16 protein-coding genes and 1 pseudogene are annotated in these 19230 nt (G+C 71.4%); 9 read left to right on the top strand and 8 right to left on the bottom strand.

What is annotated here, in order from left to right; all coding sequences use genetic code 11:
- Positions 1-238: 238 nt before the first annotated feature.
- Positions 239-1348: an LLM class flavin-dependent oxidoreductase gene (locus JWP54_RS17170; RefSeq protein ID WP_297374648.1), complete on the top strand. Its 1110-nt coding sequence runs from the start codon at positions 239-241 to the stop codon at positions 1346-1348.
- A 42-nt stretch (positions 1349-1390) separates the two neighbouring features.
- Here the strand turns inward: JWP54_RS17170 and JWP54_RS17165 are convergent, their stop codons facing one another.
- The 3 genes from JWP54_RS17165 to JWP54_RS17155 all read right to left on the bottom strand — a co-directional run bounded on the left by JWP54_RS17165 (position 1391) and on the right by JWP54_RS17155 (position 5794).
- On the bottom strand, positions 1391-2827 hold the full coding sequence (locus JWP54_RS17165; RefSeq protein ID WP_297374645.1) for a xylulokinase: 1437 nt from the start codon (positions 2825-2827) through the stop codon (positions 1391-1393).
- Positions 2824-4371, bottom strand: a complete 1548-nt coding sequence (locus tag JWP54_RS17160; protein ID WP_297374642.1) for a mannitol dehydrogenase family protein — start codon at positions 4369-4371, stop codon at positions 2824-2826. Before JWP54_RS17160 ends, JWP54_RS17165 begins: the two co-directional genes overlap by 4 nt.
- 61 nt (positions 4372-4432) lie before the next feature.
- On the bottom strand, positions 4433-5794 hold the full coding sequence (locus tag JWP54_RS17155; RefSeq protein WP_297374639.1) for an MFS transporter: 1362 nt from the start codon (positions 5792-5794) through the stop codon (positions 4433-4435).
- Positions 5795-5931: 137 nt separating this feature from the next.
- Between JWP54_RS17155 and JWP54_RS17150 the strand changes: the two genes are divergently transcribed.
- The 8 genes and pseudogenes from JWP54_RS17150 to JWP54_RS17115 all read left to right on the top strand — a co-directional run bounded on the left by JWP54_RS17150 (position 5932) and on the right by JWP54_RS17115 (position 13279).
- A complete protein-coding gene (locus JWP54_RS17150; protein ID WP_297374636.1) occupies positions 5932-6750 on the top strand; it encodes a DeoR/GlpR family DNA-binding transcription regulator in 819 nt (272 codons plus the stop codon).
- 35 nt (positions 6751-6785) lie between these two features.
- The gene (locus JWP54_RS17145; RefSeq protein WP_297374633.1) at positions 6786-6968 is read left to right on the top strand and encodes an aminoglycoside phosphotransferase family protein; all 183 of its coding nucleotides are present in this window, start codon (positions 6786-6788) and stop codon (positions 6966-6968) included.
- A gap of 12 nt (positions 6969-6980) precedes the next feature.
- Positions 6981-7643, top strand: a pseudogene (locus tag JWP54_RS17140) (aminoglycoside phosphotransferase family protein); the annotation flags it as partial.
- A gap of 102 nt (positions 7644-7745) precedes the next feature.
- Entirely contained in the window at positions 7746-8330 is a 585-nt protein-coding gene (locus tag JWP54_RS17135) for a histidine phosphatase family protein (RefSeq protein WP_297374631.1), read from the top strand.
- 202 nt (positions 8331-8532) lie between these two features.
- Positions 8533-9606, top strand: coding sequence for a DUF2092 domain-containing protein (locus JWP54_RS17130; protein ID WP_297374628.1), 1074 nt, complete (start codon positions 8533-8535; stop codon positions 9604-9606).
- On the top strand, positions 9603-10649 hold the full coding sequence (locus JWP54_RS17125; protein ID WP_297374625.1) for an ABC transporter ATP-binding protein: 1047 nt from the start codon (positions 9603-9605) through the stop codon (positions 10647-10649). The genes JWP54_RS17130 and JWP54_RS17125 overlap by 4 nt, the downstream gene beginning before the upstream one ends.
- 61 nt (positions 10650-10710) lie before the next feature.
- Positions 10711-11577 carry an ABC transporter permease gene (locus JWP54_RS17120; protein ID WP_297374650.1) on the top strand — a complete coding sequence of 289 codons (867 nt, stop codon included), beginning with the start codon at positions 10711-10713 and terminating at the stop codon, positions 11575-11577.
- Positions 11578-11728: 151 nt separating this feature from the next.
- Positions 11729-13279, top strand: coding sequence for a Mur ligase family protein (locus tag JWP54_RS17115; protein WP_297374623.1), 1551 nt, complete (start codon positions 11729-11731; stop codon positions 13277-13279).
- Positions 13280-13607: 328 nt separating this feature from the next.
- On the opposite strand, the gene JWP54_RS17110 is transcribed toward JWP54_RS17115, so the two are convergent.
- The 5 genes from JWP54_RS17110 to hutU all read right to left on the bottom strand — a co-directional run.
- Positions 13608-14243: a HutD family protein gene (locus JWP54_RS17110; RefSeq protein ID WP_297374620.1), complete on the bottom strand. Its 636-nt coding sequence runs from the start codon at positions 14241-14243 to the stop codon at positions 13608-13610.
- Positions 14243-15433 (bottom strand): imidazolonepropionase, encoded by a 1191-nt coding sequence (hutI, locus tag JWP54_RS17105; protein WP_297374617.1) that lies wholly within the window; start codon positions 15431-15433, stop codon positions 14243-14245. The genes JWP54_RS17110 and hutI overlap by 1 nt, the downstream gene beginning before the upstream one ends.
- Positions 15434-15578: 145 nt before the next feature.
- Complete coding sequence (locus tag JWP54_RS17100; protein WP_297374614.1) at positions 15579-16973, bottom strand: formimidoylglutamate deiminase; 1395 nt, start codon at positions 16971-16973, stop codon at positions 15579-15581.
- Entirely contained in the window at positions 16970-18178 is a 1209-nt protein-coding gene (locus tag JWP54_RS17095; RefSeq protein WP_297374612.1) for an allantoate amidohydrolase, read from the bottom strand. The genes JWP54_RS17100 and JWP54_RS17095 overlap by 4 nt, the downstream gene beginning before the upstream one ends.
- Positions 18171-19230 (bottom strand): urocanate hydratase (gene hutU / locus JWP54_RS17090; protein ID WP_297374609.1); only part of this gene is annotated, 1060 nt, incomplete at its 5' end. The genes JWP54_RS17095 and hutU, both read right to left, overlap by 8 nt.

The raw sequence follows: 19230 nt of genomic DNA, 5'->3' as shown, positions 1-19230 counted from the left end.
GGTCTAGAGCCATCGTGTGGTGTCCTTTGTGAGTTGCTTTAGTCGGTACTCACTGACCATCCCACGGTGGCTCTTTACGTTGCCGAAGCAACGCTCAAGAGCGAGAAACCACACCACTCAAGGGGACGTAACCAGAACCAGGCGGGTCGGGCGGGGTATGCGTCGAACTGTGACACCGCCGGGCCAGCCGCCGGGCCATGCCCATGATGATGGTCAGTCAGGGCAAAGGAGAAACCACATGAGCACGACGATCCCGTTCCGCCTCGGATTTCTGGCGTTCGTCGAGCACGGCAACGTGAGCCAGGGGCCGCGCGGCCCCTTCTCCCAGGGGCTTAACGACGGGCTGGAACTCTTCGAACTGGCCGACGAGCTCGGCTACGACACGGGATGGGTGCGCCACCGCCACCTGCAGAACTACCTGTCCTCGCCGCTGCCGTTCCTCACCGCTGCCGGCGCCCGCACATCGAACATCCGCCTCGGCACCGCGGTGATCCCGCTGCGCTTCGAGAACGCCGCCCGCCTCGCCGAGGATGCCGCGACGGTGGATCTGCTCACCAACGGCCGGCTCGAGCTGGGCCTCAGCTCCGGGTACGCCGGGCAGGACTCCATCTACAGCGAGGTGTACGGGCCCATCGACGGTGACCTGCAGAGCGTCGTCGACACGGAGCTGAAGAAGTTTTTCCGCGCCGTGGAGGGGGAGACCGTAGCCGTTGCCGATGCGGAGTTCCTCATCGCGCCGGAAGGCACCCCGCTCGCCGTGCTCCCACACAGTCCCACCCTGCGGGACCGGGTCTACTACGGTGCGGGGAGCAAGGTCAGCGCCATCCGCACGGGCAGCCGGGGCCTGCGGTTGCAGTTGTCGACGCTGCAGACCGAGGGCGGCGTCGGGCTCAGCTTCGAAGAGTCCCAGCGGGATTCGATCAGGGGCTACCGCGAGGCGCACGCCCGGACCAGCCACCGCCCGTCGTACGCGGCGGTGAGCCGCCAGGTGCTGCCCATCACACAGGGCCGCGACCGCGACGACTACGCCGGGCTGATCAGCCGCGACCAGGAACGCCAGGCGGCTCAGGCCGCGACCGGCGCGGCACCGCTGGGCAACCTCCGCGCCCAGTTCGGCAAGGTGCCGGCGGGGTCCCCCGAGGACATCGTGCGGTTCCTCGGCGCGGATGTGGCCCTGGCCGAATCCGACGAGCTGATCATCGCGTTGCCGTTCGACCACCCGATCGAGGTCGTCAAGCACATCCTCACCGTGGTCGCGACCGAGATCGCACCGGCGCTCGGCTGGCGGGCGGGCGCCGACCGGGTGGAACGCACGCCGGCCGACGCCCGGGAGGCCGCCGCGTCGTGAGCGGCGTTCCCCTCCCGGCGCCCGGCCAGCGGGCGGGACGGGTCAGGCGGGACGGACGGCCGTGAGGTCACGGACGGCCGCGTACTGGGCGCGCACCTGCGGGGTGGGCGTGGCGCGGTAGGTGTCGCCGTCGGAGAGCGCCCAGGCCGGCGGCCGGTCGCCGCCGAGGAGGGCCCAGGCGGCTTGGCGGGCGGCGCCGTCGGCGACGTACTCGCCCTGGCTGGGCACCGTCACGTCGAGGCCGAGCACCGCCGGGGCGATGCGCCGGACGGCCTCGGACTGGGCGCCGCCACCGATGAGGAACACCCGGTGCACGGGCACGCCCTGGTCGCGCAGGGCGTCCAGGCCGTCGGCCATGGCACAGAGCATGCCCTCCACGGCGGCCCTGGCGAAGTGCGCCGGGGTGGTGTTCACGCTCCGCAGCCCGTGTAGTGCTCCGGTGGCGTCCGGCCGGTTCGGGGTGCGCTCGCCCTCGAGGTACGGGATCAACACCAGACCGTCCGCCCCGGCCGGCGCCGCCAGGGCCAGGCTGCTGAGCCCGGCATGGTCGACGCCGAGCATCCGGGCAGCGGCGTCGAGCACCTGGGCGGCGTTCAGGGTGCAGGCCAGGGGCAGGAACGCGCCGGTGGCGTCGGCGAAGCCGGTGACCAGGCCGCTGGCATCCGTGGTGGGTGTTGCGGAGATCGCCGAGACCACACCCGAGGTGCCGATCGAGATCGCCACATCGCCCTCCACCAGGCCGAGGCCCAGCGCCGCCGCGGCGTTGTCGCCCGCGCCGGCGCCGAGCACGATGCCGCCGGGGGTCTGGCCGGCCCGGGCACCCGGGTCGATCACCCGGGGCAGGATCGCGTCGTGGCCGAGGCCCAGCTCGAGCAGGTCGCGCCGGTAGTCCTCGCTCAGCGGCGACCAGTAACCCGTGCCGGAGGCATCCGAACGGTCGGTGGTGAGGCTCGCGAGCCCGGCGGCGCCCGACCCGGCGCCGTGCCCGGCGAGCCGCCAGGTGAGCCAGTCGTGGGGCAGCGCCACCGCGGCCACCCGGCCCGCGTTGACGGGCTCGGCGTCGCGGAGCCAGCGCAGCTTGGTGACCGTGAGGGAGGCGACCGGCACCGAGCCGATGATGCCGGACCAGGCCACCGCGCCGGTGACGGGGTCACCGTGGCCGAGCTCCTTGATCAGGTCCAGCGCCGCCTGCGCCGACCGGGTGTCGTTCCAGAGCAGGGCATCGCGCACCACCGCTCCGGTGGAATCCAGCGCCACCATGCCGTGCTGCTGGCCGCCCACGGCCAGGGCGGCCACGTCGGCCAGGCCGCCGGCGTCGGTGGTCGCGACCTGGAGGGCGTGCCACCAGCGGTCCGGGTGGATGGAGGTGCCGTCGGGATGCGAGGCGCGGCCGGTACGCACGAGGGCGCCGGTCTCGGCAGCGCGGATGACGATCTTGCAGGATTGGGTGGAGGAGTCCACACCCGCGACCAGCGTCATCGGGCGCCGAGACTCTCGGTGACCGGTGCGGCAGAGGCGTCGCTGTTGTGGCCGAGCAAAATCTCCAGGGTGCGGCGGGCGCCCACGCTATGCAGCAAGCCCAACGCCCGGTCGTACTCGGTGACGAAGATCTCGTTCTCGATCAGGCTGCCGAACAGGTCGCGGTCGCGCAGGAAGGAGTGACCGTCCATCGCGTAACCGGCCGCGCTGGCCATGACGCGCTCCTTGATGCGGTCGCAGACGTCGATCGGCTCGCCCTGCTCGTCGATGCCCTCGGCGTACCGGGCCCAGCTGGCCACGATCGCGGCGGAGAGCTCGACGTGTCCGCCGGCGGCCAGCTGGTCGTTCACGACCGGGAGCAGCCACTTCGGGATGCGGTCGGAGGACTCGTTGCAGAGCCGGGCGACGGTGTCGCGCACGCCGGGGTTGGAGAAGCGTTCGATCAGCTCGGCCTTGTAGGCCTCGAGGTCGATGCCGGGAACCGGCTTGAGCGTGGGGGTGCCCTCGCGGTCCATGTAGGCCCGCAGGAACTCCGCGATCAGCGGGTCGCCGGCGGCCTCGTGCACCAGGCGGTAGCCCATCAGGTGGGCGAAGTAGCACAGGCCCTGGTGGCTGGCGTTGAGCAGACGCAGCTTCATCAGTTCGTAGGGCTCCACGTCCGCGACCAGCTGGGTGCGGCTGTGCTCGAACGGCGGCCGGCCGCCGGTGAAGGTGTCCTGCAGCACCCACTGGAAGAACGGTTCGCAAACCACCGGCCAACCGTCGGTGACGCCGAAGGTATCGGCGACGAGGGCGCGGTCAGCGTCGGTGGTGCCGGGGGTGATCCGGTCGACCATGCAGTTCGGGAAGTCCACCGACGCATCGATCCAGGCGGCCAGTTCGGCGTCCTTGGCGGCGGCGAAAGCGACGAAGGTATGCCGCGCCACCTCGCCGTTGTTCTGCAGGTTGTCACAGGACATCACCGTGAACGGAGTGATACCACGGTCCCGCCGGCGGCGGAGCGCCTCGACGGTGATGCCGAACGCGGTGGCCGGCACGCTGCCCGTGACGAGGTCGGCGGCGACCTGCGGGGTGGTGAGGTCGAACGCACCTGTGACGGGGTGGATGTTGTAGCCGCCCTCGGTGACGGTGAGCGAGACGATGCGCACGGCCGGGCTGGCCATCCGTTCGATGACGGCCTCGACGTCGTCCGGCGCGAACATGTAGTCGATGATGGAACCGATGACCCGGCCCTCGAGGTGGCCGTCGGCGTGCTTCTCGACCACGGTATACAAGCCGTCCTGGGCCTTCATCACGTCGCGCATGGTGGCGTCGGAAGGGAGCACGCCGATGCCGCAGATGGCCCAGTCGCGGGCCAGGCCCTGGCCCAGCAGGTCGTCGATCATGAGCGCCTGGTGCGCCCGGTGGAAACCGCCGACGCCGAAGTGCATGATGCCCGCGGTGAGCCCGGCGCGGTCGTAGGCCGGCACGCTGACGGTCGCGGCCAGTGCGGCCAGGTTCTCGGGGCGGAGGGCGGTGGTGATGGTTGTGCTTGTGGTGGTCATTGTCGTGTCCTTGCGTGGGGAGTGCGTGGTCGTACCGGGAAGGTGGGGGATGCGGGGGGCGCTAGCGGATGGCGAGGTCCACCTCCGGTGCGCGGATGACGGAGGCCGGCGGTACACCGTCGAAGCCCGGCTGGGTGCCGCGCAGCACTGTGGACATCGCGGCAGCGACGAGGTACAGCGCGGCGAACAACACCACAAGGCCGAGGGCACCGAGAGTGCTGTAGAGCAGCGCGACCAGCAGCGGGCCGGCGAAGACGGCGGCGCCGATGCCGAGGTTGTAGGAACTCATTGCGGCCCCCGGGTGCTGGGGGGCGAGCGAGACGGCGATGGCGGACAGCGGCACGAAGCCGGCCAGGCCGATGCCGAAGACGGCGCCCACCAGCAGGGTGAGGGCGTACGCGAACGGCCAGCCCTGGCTGATCGCGAAGTCGGGCACCACGTAGAGGGCCAGCATCGAGACGGCGCAGAGCACGGCGCCGTACCAGGTGACCGTGCGGCTCCAGCCGTTCCGGTCGCCGAGCCAGCCGAAGAACAGGTTGAACGGGATGTTCACCGCGTAGATGACCGTGGTGAGGATGAGGAACTGGCCGATGCTCCAGTGGAACCGGTCGACGAACAGGGCGGGGAAGAAGATGGCCATGCCGTAGGTGGGGATGGAGTTGATCATGCGGGTGAGCATGACCATCAGCACCTTGGGCTTGGTGGCCAACAGCTTGAGGCCGTAGGTGAGAACCGTGAAGACCTCGTCGGAGTTGGTGACCAGGGGAGCGCGACCGAGCTTCTCCTTGACGCCGATCAACGCGACGGCCGCGCCCAGCACGGCCAGGCCCAGGGAGACCCAGAGGGTCTGGAACATCGAGAGGTGGAAGATGTCGAGGGTGCTGGTGGCGACCAACGCGCCGAGGGTGGGCAATCCGGCGGTGAAGGCCACGTAGAACCAGCCGATCGAACTGGCCAGGCGCTTGGGGTTGGCGGTGGCGGTGATCCAGACCAGGAAGCCGTAGGCGAAGAACGGATAGCCGAACCCGCGTAGGCCGTAGGTGATGAAGATCAGCACCACGTCGCTGGAGTTCAGCGCCAGAATGAGAAAGGCGAGTTCGAAGAATACCCAGATGCCGGCGCCGATCATCATCACCCGCCGCGGGCCCCAGAGGTCGGAGAGGGCGGCGGAGAAGAACGCCGCGACCGCCACGGCGACGCCGTAGACGGTGACGAGCAGGCCGACCAGTGGGATGGAGAAGCCGTGTTCGCCGGTGAGAAAGGGGGAGAGGATGTTCGTCTCGACCCCATCGCCGATCATGAAGAGCGCCAGTCCGACGAACCCCCAGATCAGTGGGCGGGGTAATCCGAGTTTGTCCAGGATGCCTTCGCGGGTGGTGCCCGTGGATCCAGTGGGCTGGGTCTGCGTTGCCAGTGATGCCATTATTCGCGTCCTTACGATGGGCCATCAGAAACTCAATTCGCCAAAAGTAACACAGCAATTACCATAATTACCGTTTTGGGTGATAATTCTGACGGAAGTGCCGGGATTGATCTATCATGGGGAACATGAAAAGTGAGATGTCCGGAGGGCCAGACGGAGCGTCGGCACCCCGCGACGGCCTGACCGCCGTGGCGCGCCGCGGTGAACTGGTGCGCTACATCGATTCCCACACGGTGGCCCGGGCGGAGGAGCTCGCCGGGGCGTTCACCGTGAGCGCCATGACGATTCACCGCGACCTCGACCTGCTCTCCCGGGAGGGCCTGATCGAGCGTGTCCGGGGTGGCGCGCGGGCCCTCCCGCACGCGTTCCTCGAGCGGGACGTGCGGCTGCGGCGGGCCACGAAGGTCAACGAGAAGCTGGCCCTGGCGCGGGCCGCCGCCGCCCTGATCCGGGCCGGCGACATGGTGGCCATCGACGACTCCACGACCGCCGCCGCGATGCTTCCGGTTCTGGCCCCCCGGGCGCCGGCCACCGTGATCACACACTCGCTCGCGCTGATGCACGACCTCACCCGGGCGCATCCGGAGATCAAGCTGCTCGGCCTCGGCGGCCAGTACTACCCGGAAACCGACTCGTTCCTCGGCTCAGTGGTGATCGATCAGATCAAGCGCATCTCCGCCGATGTCGTCTTCATCTCCACCACCTCCGTGAAGAACGACGCCCTGTTCCACCCCGACGCTGAGGCGGCCCGCACCAAGCAGGCGCTCATCGAGATGGCGGACCGCAAGGTGCTGCTGGTCGATGTGACGAAGTTCGGCGCGAAGGGGCTGCACCACGTGGTCGACCTGGCGGTGTTCGACGACATCATCGTCAGCGCCGACCTCCCGGCCGAACACCGCGCCCAGCTCGACCGGCTGGACGTGGCCGTGCACTACGTGCCCACCCCCGAGCCGTAACCCGTGCTGGTCGCGCCGCGGGATAACCTGAGCGCATGCAGGAGCCGTCCACCGAGATGCGCCGGCGGCTTGTCGGGTGGGGCGTGACTCCTGCCGGCCCGCCGCAGCACACCCGGTCAAGTGAGCTGATGCCGGGCATCCGGCAGGGCTCCCCGGTGATGCTGAAACTCGCCCTGGTCGACGAGGAAGAGCGGGGCGGCGCACTGCTGGACTGGTAAGACGGCCGGGGGGCCGCGACGGTGTTGGAGCGCGAGGAGCGCGCCATCCTCATGATGCGCGCCACCGGGCCACGCGACCTCGTGCTCATGGCCGCCTCCGGGCAGGACGCCGCGGCGACCGGGATCCTGGTGCAGACCGCGATTGCGCTGCACCACCACCCGGCGCCGACCGCGCAGGACGGCGTGGAGCTGGTCCCGCTCCGCCGGTGGTTCGCCGACCTGCTGGCCGCCGACTCCGCCGATCCGCTGCTGCGCCAGGCCGCCGAGCTGGCCGAGCGACTGCTGGGCACCACCGCACCGGCGGATGTCGCGGTGCTGCACGGCGACATCCACCACGGAAACGTGCTCGACTTCGGTGACCACTGGGCGGCGATCGACCCGAAGGGGCTGATCGGGCACCGCGCCTTCGACTTCGCGAACATCCTCTGCAACCCGACCGAGGCGGCATCGCTCGCCCATCTCGCCGACCGCGTCGAGACCATCAGCCGGCAGGCGGATCTCGCGCCGACGGTCCTGGCCGAGTGGACGATCGCCTGGTGTGGGCTGTCCCTGGTCTGGGACCAGGCCGAAACCGGCTCGACCTGGCACGCCCGCTCGGCCCGGGCCGTGGCGGCGGCGCTGATGGGCTGGGCCGCGGGCGACTCGCCGGCAGCCGGGCCGGCTCGCCTGCGATAATCTTCTGAACCGCAATCATCCGAAAGGCGCCACCATAGCCCAGCTCACCTCCACCACGGACTCGATCGGGGCCGCCCCGGCGGACTCCGACCTCGGCGCCACGTGAGCGGGCGCATCCACTTTGTCCGCCACGCTGAAACCCTCTTCAACGTGAACGGCCAGCTGCAGGGCTGGTGCGACTCGCCGCTGACCGCCCGCGGCGAGGCCCAGGTGGCCGCGCTCGGTGAGTGGATGCGGGAGGTGCCGCTCGCGGCGGCGTTCATGAGCGACCTGACCCGCACCCGCACCACCATGGCGGGGGCGCTCGCCGGGCATCCGCAACTCGTCCCCACCCCCATGGTCGAGCTGCGGGAGTGGCACTTCGGCGGTTGGGAGGGCCAACCCAACGCCTCGCTCTGGGAACCGGTCTTCGCCGAGCACGGCACGGTCTACGCGGCCGGATCGGCAGCGTTCCCGCGGATCACCGCGAACGGGTTCGACAGCCTGCTCGACGCCATCCACCGCCTCGACCCGCTCGGCCGCGCCGAGTGCGCCGCCGCCGTGAATGCCCGCATGACGGTGGCCTTGGCGACGGTGGTCGCCGCGTCGGAACTGGCCACCACGGCCGATGCCGGGGACATCCTCGTCGTCACCCACGGCGCGGTGCTCGGCAGCCTGCTGCGGGCGCTGATGCCGGACGGGCCGTGACCGCCGGGTTCCCGAACTGCGGAATCGTCAGCGTCACCTGGCAGGACGGACACGGGGTCGCGGCCGCGGTCGACGCATCCTGTTCGGCACCGTTGGTCTAGCTGGGCGACTGCCGATAGTCGGGTGGTATTTCCAGACTCGGAGCGTAGGGTCGGACGTAGTAGCGCGACAGGTCCAATTGTGACAACGGAGGTTGCACGTCATGTCCCGACCCTGGCTGAAGTGGGTGCCCGCCGTTGCGGTGCCCGCGGTAATCGTGGTGGGCGTGCTCGCCGCACCGCTGCAGGCCGGCGCGGCCGTCGACCTTCCCGAGAAGACGCCCAAACAGGTGCTCGAACTGGCAGCGGGCAGCGGCGTCGACACCTTCTCCGGCACCCTCGAACAGTCCTCGGACCTCGGCCTGCCCGAATTGCCCAGCACCGGTGACGCCGCCACCAGCGAGGTCTCCGACGCCCTCGAGCTGCTGACCGGCAGCCACACCGTGCGGGTCTACCAGAACGGTGCCGACAAGTCCCGGGTGCAGGTGCGGTACCCGATGTCCGAGCGCAACCTGATCCAGAACGGATCCGACGTCTGGCTGTACGACTCAGCCGACAACACCGCCGCGCACACCACCCTGCCGGACGCCGCCGCCGGTCGGACCAGCCCGGAGGAAACCTACACGCCGAGCGACCTTGCCGACACGTTCCTTGCCGACGTCACCCCCAACACCATCGTCAGCCTGGGCGAGAACACCCAGATCGCCGGCCGGGGCGCCTATGAGCTCGTGCTCACCCCGAACACCGCCGACACCCTGGTGGGGTCCGTCGCCATCGCGGTCGACTCCGACACCGGATTGCCGCTGCGGGTGCAGGTCTTCGCCTCGGATGCGGCCGAACCCGCCATCGAGGTAACCTTCACCGCGGTCAGCTTCGAGGCCCCGGACGCCGACCTCTTCGCCTTCACCCCGCCGGCGGGCGCCACTGTGACCGAGGAAACCCTGCCCGAACGGGGCGACGCTACACCCGACAAGACCCCCAAGGCCGACCAGACCGACCACGGCGGCGCCACCGTCGTCGGCACCGGCTGGGACGCCGTGATTGCGGTGCCGGCCAGCGCGGATGGGTCCGGCCTCGCCGAACTCACCACCTCGCCCCTGTACACACAACTCACCGAGGCCGTGGACGGTGGCCGGGCGCTGCGCTCAACGCTCCTGTCGGTGCTGATCACCGATGACGGCCGGGTGTTCGCCGGCTCGGTGTCTGTGGAGCGGCTGCAGGCCGTCGCCGCCGAGTGACACCGGCCGCCCGGGCAGGTGACCTGGCTATCGAGACCCGGGCACTCACCAAGCGGTTCGGCCGGCAGCTCGCGGTCGACGCGGTCGACCTCGCGGTGCCGACCGGCTCGGTGTTCGGCTTCCTGGGCCCGAATGGGTCCGGCAAGACCACGAGCATCCGGGTGATGCTCGGCCTCGCTGCGGCCACCAGTGGCGAGGTGTCGGTGCTCGGCGAGCCGATGCCGGGCCGGCTGGCCCGGGTGCTGCCGCAGGTGGGTGCGCTCGTCGAGGGTCCGGCGTTCTACCCGTTCCTCTCGGGTGCGGCGAACCTGGCCCGCCTGGACACCGCCGACCGCGCCGCACCCTGGCGGACCCGGAAGGCCAGGGTGGACCGGGCGCTGGAACGGGTCGGCCTGTCGAACGCGGCCCGCAAGAAGGTGTCCGCGTACTCGCTGGGCATGAAGCAACGACTGGGCATCGCCAATGCCCTGCTGATGCCGCGCCGATTGCTGGTGCTCGACGAACCGACCAACGGGCTGGACCCGCAGGGCACCCGTGAGGTGCGGGCCCTGGTGCGGTCGCTGTCGGGCGAGGGCACCACGGTCTTCGTCTCCAGCCACCTGCTCGCCGAGGTGGAGCACATGTGCACCCATGCCGCCATCATGAGCGCGGGGCGCCTCGTGGCCCAGGGCACCCTCGACGAGCTGCGCGCGGGCGAGTCCCGGGTGCGGGTACGCACGCCGGATGCGGCCGCCGCGGTGCGCGTGCTCGTCGCCGCCGGCCTCCCGGCCGCGCCGGAACCGGTGCCGGAGGACCTCGGCGACCGCGCGGGCGACCCGTGGGTGAGCGCGCCCCTCGAGCTGCCCCGTTCCGGACGAGTTGCCCCGGCGGAGCAGGGCAACTGGTCCGCAGGAGGGCAACTCGGCGGCGGCGCCCTGCCCGAAGAACTTGTCGCCGCCCTCGTGGCCGCCGGCGTGCGGGTGCGCGGCTTCGAGGTGCAGAACACCAGCCTGGAGGATCGTTTCGTGGCGCTGACCGGAGAGGGGTTCGACGTTGTCCGATAGCCAGCCGGCGCCCGGCGGCACGTCTCGAGGCGCGCCCGACACCGGTGGCGCGATCGCTGGCATCGCTGCCGCGGCCCAATCCGCATCCGCGACAGCGCCCGCGCGCCCGCTCGGCGCGTGGGCCCTGCTCGTGTCCGAACTGAACGTGCTCTTCCGCCGCCGCCGCACGTGGGCGCTGCTGCTCGCGCTGGCGGCGGTCCCCGTGCTCATCGCGGTCGCGGTACGCCTCTCCTCGCGAGAACCGAGCCCCGGCCGCGGCCCGCCGTTCCTCGACCAGGTCACCCAGAACGGCCTGTTCGTGGCGGTGACCGGTCTCATCGTGTCGATCCCGCTGTTCCTGCCGCTCACGGTGGGCGTCGTCGTCGGCGACACGATCGCGGGTGAGGCCGGTCTCGGCACCCTGCGTTACCTGCTCGTGGCGCCCGCGGGCCGGGTGTGGCTGCTCGTGGTGAAATACCTCGGCGCGGCCGCGTTCTGCCTGGCGGCCACGGTCACCGTGGTCACCGCCGGGGTGCTCGCCGGGCTGGCGCTCTTCCCCGTCGGGCCGCTCACCCTGCTCTCCGGCGACACGATCGGGCTGGCCGAGTCGTTCGGCCGGGCGCTGCTCATCGCCGGCTACGTGACGGTGTCGCTGCTGGGCCTCTCGGCGATCGGCCTGTTCTTCTCCACCCTCACCGTGGTGCCCGTCGGCGCCATGGCCGCCACCATCGTGCTCTCGGTCGTGACCCAGGTGCTGGACTCGCTCCCGCAGCTGGAGTGGCTGCATCCGTGGCTGTTCAGCCACTACTGGCTCGACTTCGCCGACCTGCTGCGCCAGCCGGTGGACTTCTCCTCGTTCGGCGCGAACGCGCTGCTGCAGGCCGGCTACCTGCTCCTCTTCGGGGCGCTGGCCTACGGCCGGTTCCTGACCAAGGACATCCTGAGTTGACCGGACCCGTGCGACGGCCCGGCCCTTGGTGAATCCTACGAGGTTGGTATGAGTCTGGCCGGATATGCGCAGACCGGCATGAAGCGGGTGTCGCGACCACATACGGTAGTACTGTGCCCTCGTCTGGGGGGTTGATAGTGGAGGCACCAGCATGACCAACGAAAGTATCCCGCCCGTCGTCCGGCCGAGCACCCCACCGCAGGTGACGCTGGCGGATGTCGCGTCCAGCGCCCAGACCTCGGCCGCCGCCGCGGACGCGGCCACGATTGTCTCCGGGATCGCCCTCTCGACCCAGTCGGTGCAGCCGGGTGACCTGTTCGTGGCGCTGCCCGGCAAGAACGGCCACGGCGCCCAGTTCGCCGCCCGCGCGGTGCAGGCCGGCGCCGTCGCGGTACTCACCGACGCAGCGGGCGAAGACACGGCCCGCGCTGCGGGCGTGCCCACCATCATCAGCGACCGCCTCCGCGAACGGCTCGGCGAGCTCAGCGCCTTCATCTACGGCACCGCCGACAACGCCCCGACCATCTTCGGTATCACCGGAACCAACGGCAAGACCACCACCGCATACGTGCTCGAGGCCGTGCTCCGCCAGATGGGCCTGGTCACCGGGCTGTCCACGACGGCCGAACGGCACATCGCGGGCGAGGTGTTCGTGTCCCGGCTGACCACCCCGGAGGCCACCGACGTGCACGCGCTCCTGGCTCGCATGAAGGAACAGCACGTGGAAGCGGTGGTGCTCGAGGTGAGCGCCCAGGGCCTCACCCACGGTCGCGTCGACGGCATCGTCTTTGACAGCGTCGGCTTCACCAACCTCTCCATCGACCACCTCGACGACTACGGCACCATGGAGAAGTACTTCGCCGCCAAGGAGCTCCTGTTCCGGCCTGAGCGCGCCCGCGCCGCGATCGTCAGCCTGGAAACCTCCTGGGGCGTCCGCCTCCTGGCCGAACCCACCATCCCGGTGTCGTCGATTTCCGCCGATCCCGACACCGACCCGGACTGGCGCCTTGAGATCCTTGAGGCCCTGCCGGAGTCCACCCGCTTCCGCGTCACGAACCGCGCCGGCGATACCGTGGAGACCACCGTCGCCCTACTCGGCGACCACCTAGTCGCGGACGCCGGCCTCGCCGTCGCCATGATTCTGAACGCCGGCTACTCCGCCGCCCGGATGCAGGAAGCACTGCAGGACGGCATCGAGGTTTACATCCCCGGCCGCACCGAGAGCGTCTCCGGTCCCACCGGCCCGCGGGTGTACGTGGACTTCGGGCACAGCTCCGACGCCTTTGAGAAGACCCTGCGCGCCGTCAAGGCCGTCACCACCGGCCGTGTCATCATGCTCTTCGGCGCCGACGGCGACCGCGACCCGGTCAAGCGCCCCGAAATGGCGCGGGTCGCCGCGGCCGGCTCCGACATCGTCGTGATCACCGACCACCACCCCCGCTTCGAGGATCCCGCCAGCATCCGTCGGATGCTCGTCGACGCCGCCAGGGAAGCCTTCCCCGGCAAGCAGATCGTGGAGGTCTCCCCGCCGGAGGCCGCCATCGACTACGCCGTCGACCTGGCCAGGGACGGCGACGCGATCCTCTGGGCCGGCCCGGGCCACCAGGACTACCGCGACATCCAGGGCGTGCGCACGCCGTACTCGGCGCGCGCACTGGCGCGGGATGCTCTCACCCGGCACGGTTGGCCGGTCGAGGGCTAGGCCCGGCCTGAGGCGTCCCCGCGGAGGAGAGATTCGTCCCTGCAGGCGCAGGTTCGCTGTCGTGGCGCAGATTTTGACCTCCGCCACGAGAGCGGGCGCGCGCCACGGACGCGAAAGTGCGCCACGAGATCCGCAGCAAGGTCCCACGGCAATGCTCCCGGGGCACGCTTTCGCTCCCGCGGCACGTGTTAGGTCCGGCGGCCCGAATTAGAACGCGTGCCGCGGTACACATCGCGTGCCGCGACACAAATACCGCGTGCCGCGACACACACCGCGTGCCGCGAGAGCCAGCGCCGAGGACGCACTACAGGAGCCCCGGGAGCCGGGCTCAGGCCGGCCGCACCCGGGCGATCGCGATCCGGCCGCGGCCGACGAGCTGCAGGCCCGCGCCGGGGGCGAGGAGCACGGCGTCGTGGGCACCCAGCGTGGTCCAGGGCCCCGGATGCTCCCGGCAGACCAGCCAGCCGTCGAGGAACACGACCGCCACCTCGTCGGCGTCAGCGGCGGCGACGGTGCCCATCCCGCTGACCGACTCCGCGCCGAGCGTGCCGCGGCGTCGGCCGCGGTCGCACATCAGGTTAAGGTCGAGGGTCTCGCCGGTGACACCGGTTGAGGCCACACTGTTCTCGCCGGGAAAGTCGTGGACGTCGTACTGTCCCAACCACACCGCGGCACCTTCGTCGGTGATCCCCAGCCCGGCGGCCGAGAGCGCCATCAAGGAGCGGTCCACCCCCGGGAAGGTGGAAAAGGGGCCGTCGGCGGACACCGTGGCGATGCTCAGCCGCCAGTCGAACCGGCCCGTGGCGGTGTCCGGTTCGCCGGTGGCGGCATCCGCTGCGCCGGCGCGCACCAGGATCTCGCTGGTGCTGCCGGTGCCGTTGCGCCACGGCGACGCCGAGCGGTCCGCCGCGCGCAGCATCGTGGTGCCCGCGGATGCGGGCCCGGCCGCGGTGTCGGTCTCCATCAGAAGCCCGGTTGGGTACGCGCCGCGCGCACCCCTTCGGTCCAGGTGGCCAGGCAGAGCGAAACACCGGGCCGGTAGGCGAGGTGCGCCACCGAGGGGGCGTCGAGCACCTGCAGGTCCGCGCGGCCGCCGATGGTGAGCGAGCCCACGGCATCCGGCCCGTGTTCGCGGCCCACGGACCGGGCCGCGCCGCGGGTGGCCGCCCAGACCGCTTCGCGCACGGTGAGGCCCATCTGGAGCACCGCGGTGGCCACGCTGAACGGCATCGACGTGGTGTAGGAAGTGCCGGGGTTGCAGTTGCTGGCCAGGGCGATGTGCGCGCCGGCGTCGAGCAGCCGGCGGGCCGGCGGGAACGGCTCGCGGGTAGAGAGGTCGCAGGCCGGCAGCAGCGTGGCGACGGTGCCGGAGCCGGCGAGGGCGTCGATGTCGGCCTCCTCGAGGTGGTTGCAGTGGTCGACGCTGGCGCAACCGAGCTCCACCGCGAGGCGCACCCCGCCGCTGAAGCCGAGCTGGTTGCCGTGCAGGCGAAGGCCCAGGCCGGCGGCGCGGCCGGCGAGCAGTACCTCGTGGCTCTCCTCCACGTCGAAGGCGCCGGTCTCGCAGAAGGCGTCGATGAAGTCCACGTGCGGGCTGACAGCCGCGAGCATCGGGCCGGTGACCAGGTCTAGGTAGTCGCGCCGGTCGAGTCCGGGCGGCACCACGTGGGCGCCGAGGTAGGTGACGACGTCGGCGACCTCGGCTGCGGCCTGGGCCGAACGCAGCTCGCTGGCCAGGTCGAGGCCGTAACCGGTCTTGGTCTCCAGGAACGTCGTGCCCTGGGCCTCGGCCTCCCGGCGCAGCCGCCGGGCGTTGCCGATGAGGTCGGCGGATGTGGCGGAGCGGGTGGCCGCCATCGTAGTCGCGATGCCGCCGGCCGCGTAGCGCTGCCCGGCTATGCGGGCCTCGAACTCGGCGGCACGGTCGCCGGCGAAGATCAGGTGGGTGTGGGTGTCCACCCAGCCGGGCAGCACTGCCCGGCCGCCCACGTCGACGGACGTGTCGGCGGCGGGGGCCTCGGCGGCGGGGCCGATCCAGGAGATGCGGCCGTTCTCGATCACGAGCGCGGCATCCAGCAACCGGTCGTCGTCGTGGCTGGTCTCGGCGGCCTGGGTGGTCAGCTCGGAGATTCCGGTGATCAGCTGGGCGGTCATCGGGTGGCCTTTCCGTCGGGGAGGGCGTCGGGGAGAGCGACACGGGTGTCGTGGCACGACCTTACTGTTCCCAGATCGGACAATTGCGCCCGGTGTGCCGGACGCAATTGTCCGCATGGGGAACTATTAGCCCGTGCCTGGGCGATCATCCGCGGTTCGCGTCGTCGAGGGCGGCCAGGGCGTCGCGGAGGAGCAGGGCGGGGGAGCCGTCAGGCGTGGCGGTGGCCGCGGGCGTGCCCACCAGGCGGCCGCGGTCGGCCACGAGGCGGCCGGCCACGATCACCCGTCGCACGTCGGCGGCGGTCGCGGCGAGAACGAGCTGTTCCACATGCGCGCCGATCGTGCGGAGGCTCTGCGGGTCGATCTCGATAAGGTCGGCGGGCCCGCCGGGCACCAGGACGCCGCCGGGCAGGCCGAGCGACGCGTAGCCGTTCGTGCTCGCCGCCTGCAGCAGCTCGGCGGGGGTGAACCGGCCGCGCGAGCCGGAGGCCAGGCGTTCGCCCATCTCGAGGCCGCGCATCTCCAGGAACGGGTCGACAACGGCGTTCTGGTCGGAGCCGAGTGCGATGGGGGCGCCTGCGGCCGCGAGGGCGCGGGCCGGGCCGATGCCGTCGCCGAGGTCGGCCTCGGTGCTGGGGCACATCACCACGGTGACGGCGTTGGCGCCGAGCAGGCGCAGGTCGTCGTCACTGAGGTGGGTGGCGTGCACCGCGCTCAGCCGGGGGCGGAGCGCACCCAGCCCGGCCAGAACCTCCGTGGGGGTGGCCCCGTACGCGGCCACGCAGTCGGCGTTCTCCTGCGGCTGCTCCGACAGGTGGATGTGCAGGGGCACGTCGGCGGGCAGGCCGGCGAGGATCTCCCGCATCGACTCGACCGGCACCGCGCGCACGGAGTGCAGGGCGGCTCCGAGGGTGACCAGGGCCGGTTCGTGCGGCCGGCCGGCGGCATCCGCCTCAATCGTTTCGCGCAGGGCGGCCCAGCGGCCCAGCCAGCCGGCCGCGGAGCCGTCGCCGAACCCGGCCTGCTCGGGCAGCAACGGCCGGTGGATGCCGCCGGCGAGGTAAATGGTGTCCAGCAGCACCAGGCGGATGCCGACCTCGCGGGCGGCGCCGGCGAGGGCCAGCTCCATGGCGTGCGCCTGCGGGTAGGGCGTGCCGTCGGCCCGGTGGTGCAGGTAGTGGAATTCGCCCACGGCGGTGTAGCCGCTGACCAGCATCTCGGCGAATACCGCCGTGGCCAGCCGCCGGTAGAGCGCCGGGTCGAGGGTGTGGGCGGCGGCGTACATGGACTCTCGCCAGCGCCAGAAATCGCCGCCCTGATCGTGGGTGCGGCCGCGCAGGGCGCGGTGGAACGCGTGCGAATGCGCGTTGCCGAACCCGGGCAGCACGGTGCCCAGCCGCACGTCGCCGGGCTCGGGGCGCACGTGATCTTCGCGGCTGTGGATGCGCCCGTCGAAGCCGACCCCCAACCGCACGCCGGGCACGCTCGCGCCGTCGACCAGCAGGACCTCACACCAGTACGACACGGCCGGGGTCGTCACAGCAGCTCCCGCAGCAGGGTGTCCAGCGCCTCGACGCCGGCGAGGCAGTCCTCCAGGGTGGCGAACTCCTCGGGCGAGTGGGAGATGCCGGTGGGGTTGCGCACGAACAGCATCGCGGTGGGCAGGGCGGAGGCGAGCACCCCGGCGTCGTGGCCGGCGCCGGTGGGCAGGGCCGGGATGCCACCGAGCGCCAGGGCCAGCCGGGCGGCGAGCTCGGGGTCGAAGGTGACGGTGCTCGTCCAGGACTCCTCCGCCACGGTGGCGGAGCAGCCGGCGTGCGGGGCCTGCACCCGGGCGGTGATGTCGGCGACCACGGCGCGGGCCTGCCCGTCGGTCTCAGCGCGGGCGTCCAGCCAGGCGTGCACCGCGGACGGAATCACGTTGGTTCCGCCGGGCACGGCCTCGATGCGGCCGACGGTGGCCCGGGATCCCGGGCTGGCCAGGGCGGCCTCCTGCACGCTGACGATGGCGTGCGCGGCGGCCACCATCGGGTCGCGGCGGTCGGTCATCAGGGTCGCGCCGGCGTGGTTGCCCTGGCCGGTGAAGCTCAGCCGCCAACGGCCGTGGGCGAGGATCGAGGAGGCCACCGCGAGGGGCCGGCCGAGGTCGATCAGGCCGCGGCCCTGCTCCACATGCAGCTCGAGGAATATACCGATGCGGTCGAGGGCGTCCTGGTCCCGGCCCAGGTGGGCGGGGTTGAGACCGGCCGTGACGGCGGCCTCGGCGAGGGTGATGCCGGCCCGGTCGGTCAGCGACCGGGCCTTGTCGGCGTCGATGGCGCCGGAGAGCAGCCGGGAGCCGAGGCAGGCCACCCCGAACCGGGAGCCCTCCTCCTCGGCGAAGACCAGCACCGCGCACGGCCGGGTCGGCACGAAGCCGGCGGCCTGCAGCCCGGCGACGGCGTCGAGCGCCGAGACCACACCGAGCGGGCCGTCGTAGGCTCCGCCGCCGGGCACCGAGTCGAGGTGGCTGCCGACGACGACGGCATCCGCACCCGGGGCGCCCCACCAGGCCCAGGTGTTGCCGTTTCGGTCCGTCTCCACGCCCAGGCCCAGCCGCTCGGCACGTTCGGTGAACCAGGCCCGCAACTCGTGCTCGGCCGGCTCCCACAGGTGCCGGGAGTAGCCGCCGGCGCGAAGGTCGCGGCCGGTTCCGGCGATCTCGTCGAGGCCCGCGAGCAGGCCGTGGGCGACGAGGTCAGGCATTCGACGACCCGGACGCCGCGTCGGTCTCCCACATCGGCACCCGCAGGCCACGCTCGCGGGCCACCTCTTCGGCGCGTTCGTAGCCGGCGTCGACGTGGCGCATGACGCCGGTGCCGGGGTCGTTGGTGAGCACCCGTTCGATCTTCTCGGCGGCCAGCGGGGTGCCGTCGGCCACAATCACCTGGCCGGCGTGGATGCTGCGGCCGATGCCGACCCCGCCGCCGTGGTGGATCGAGACCCAGGTGGCGCCGGAGGCGGTGTTGAGCAGGGCGTTCAGCAGCGGCCAGTCGGCGATCGCGTCGGAGCCGTCCTTCATCGCCTCGGTCTCCCGGTACGGCGAGGCCACGGAGCCGGAGTCGAGGTGGTCGCGGCCGATCACGATCGGCGCGGTGAGCTCGCCGGAGGCGACCATCTCATTGAACTTGAGGCCCGCCAGGTGGCGTTCCTTGTAGCCGAGCCAGCAGATGCGGGCGGGCAGTCCCTCGAAGTGCACTTTCTCGCCCGCGGCGGTGATCCAGCGGCGCAGGTGTTCGTCCTCGGGGAACAGCTCGACGATGGCCTTGTCGGTGGCCGCGATGTCGGCCGGGTCGCCCGAGAGCGCCGCCCAGCGGAACGGGCCCTTGCCCTCGGCGAAGAGCGGCCGGATGTAGGCCGGCACGAAGCCGGGAAAGTCGAAGGCGCGCGCGAAGCCGCCTTGGCGCGCCTCGTCCCGAATGGAGTTTCCGTAGTCGAAGACCTCGGCCCCGGCGTCCAGGAAGCCGACCATCGCCTCGACGTGCTTGGCCATCGAGGCCCGAGCCCGGTCGGTGAACTCCTCGGGCTTGGCCTCGGCGTAGTCGTGCCAGTCAGCCAAGTCGACGCCCTCGGGCAGGTAGGCCAGCGGATCGTGGGCCGAGGTCTGGTCGGTGACGATGTCGATCGGCGCGTCGTTGGCCAGCAGTTGCGGGACGATCGAGGCCGCGTTGCCCAGCAGGCCGATCGACAGCGGCTTTCGCGCGTCGCGGGCCTGCACGGCCAGGTCGAGGGCTTCCTTGATCGAGTTCGCCTGGACG

It is taken from the genome of Cryobacterium sp. (genome assembly GCF_025463825.1).
Classification (GTDB): Bacteria; Actinomycetota; Actinomycetes; order Actinomycetales; family Microbacteriaceae; genus Cryobacterium.
Note: the sequence above shows the minus strand (reverse complement) of the source record. Positions and strands in the feature narration are given on the sequence as shown.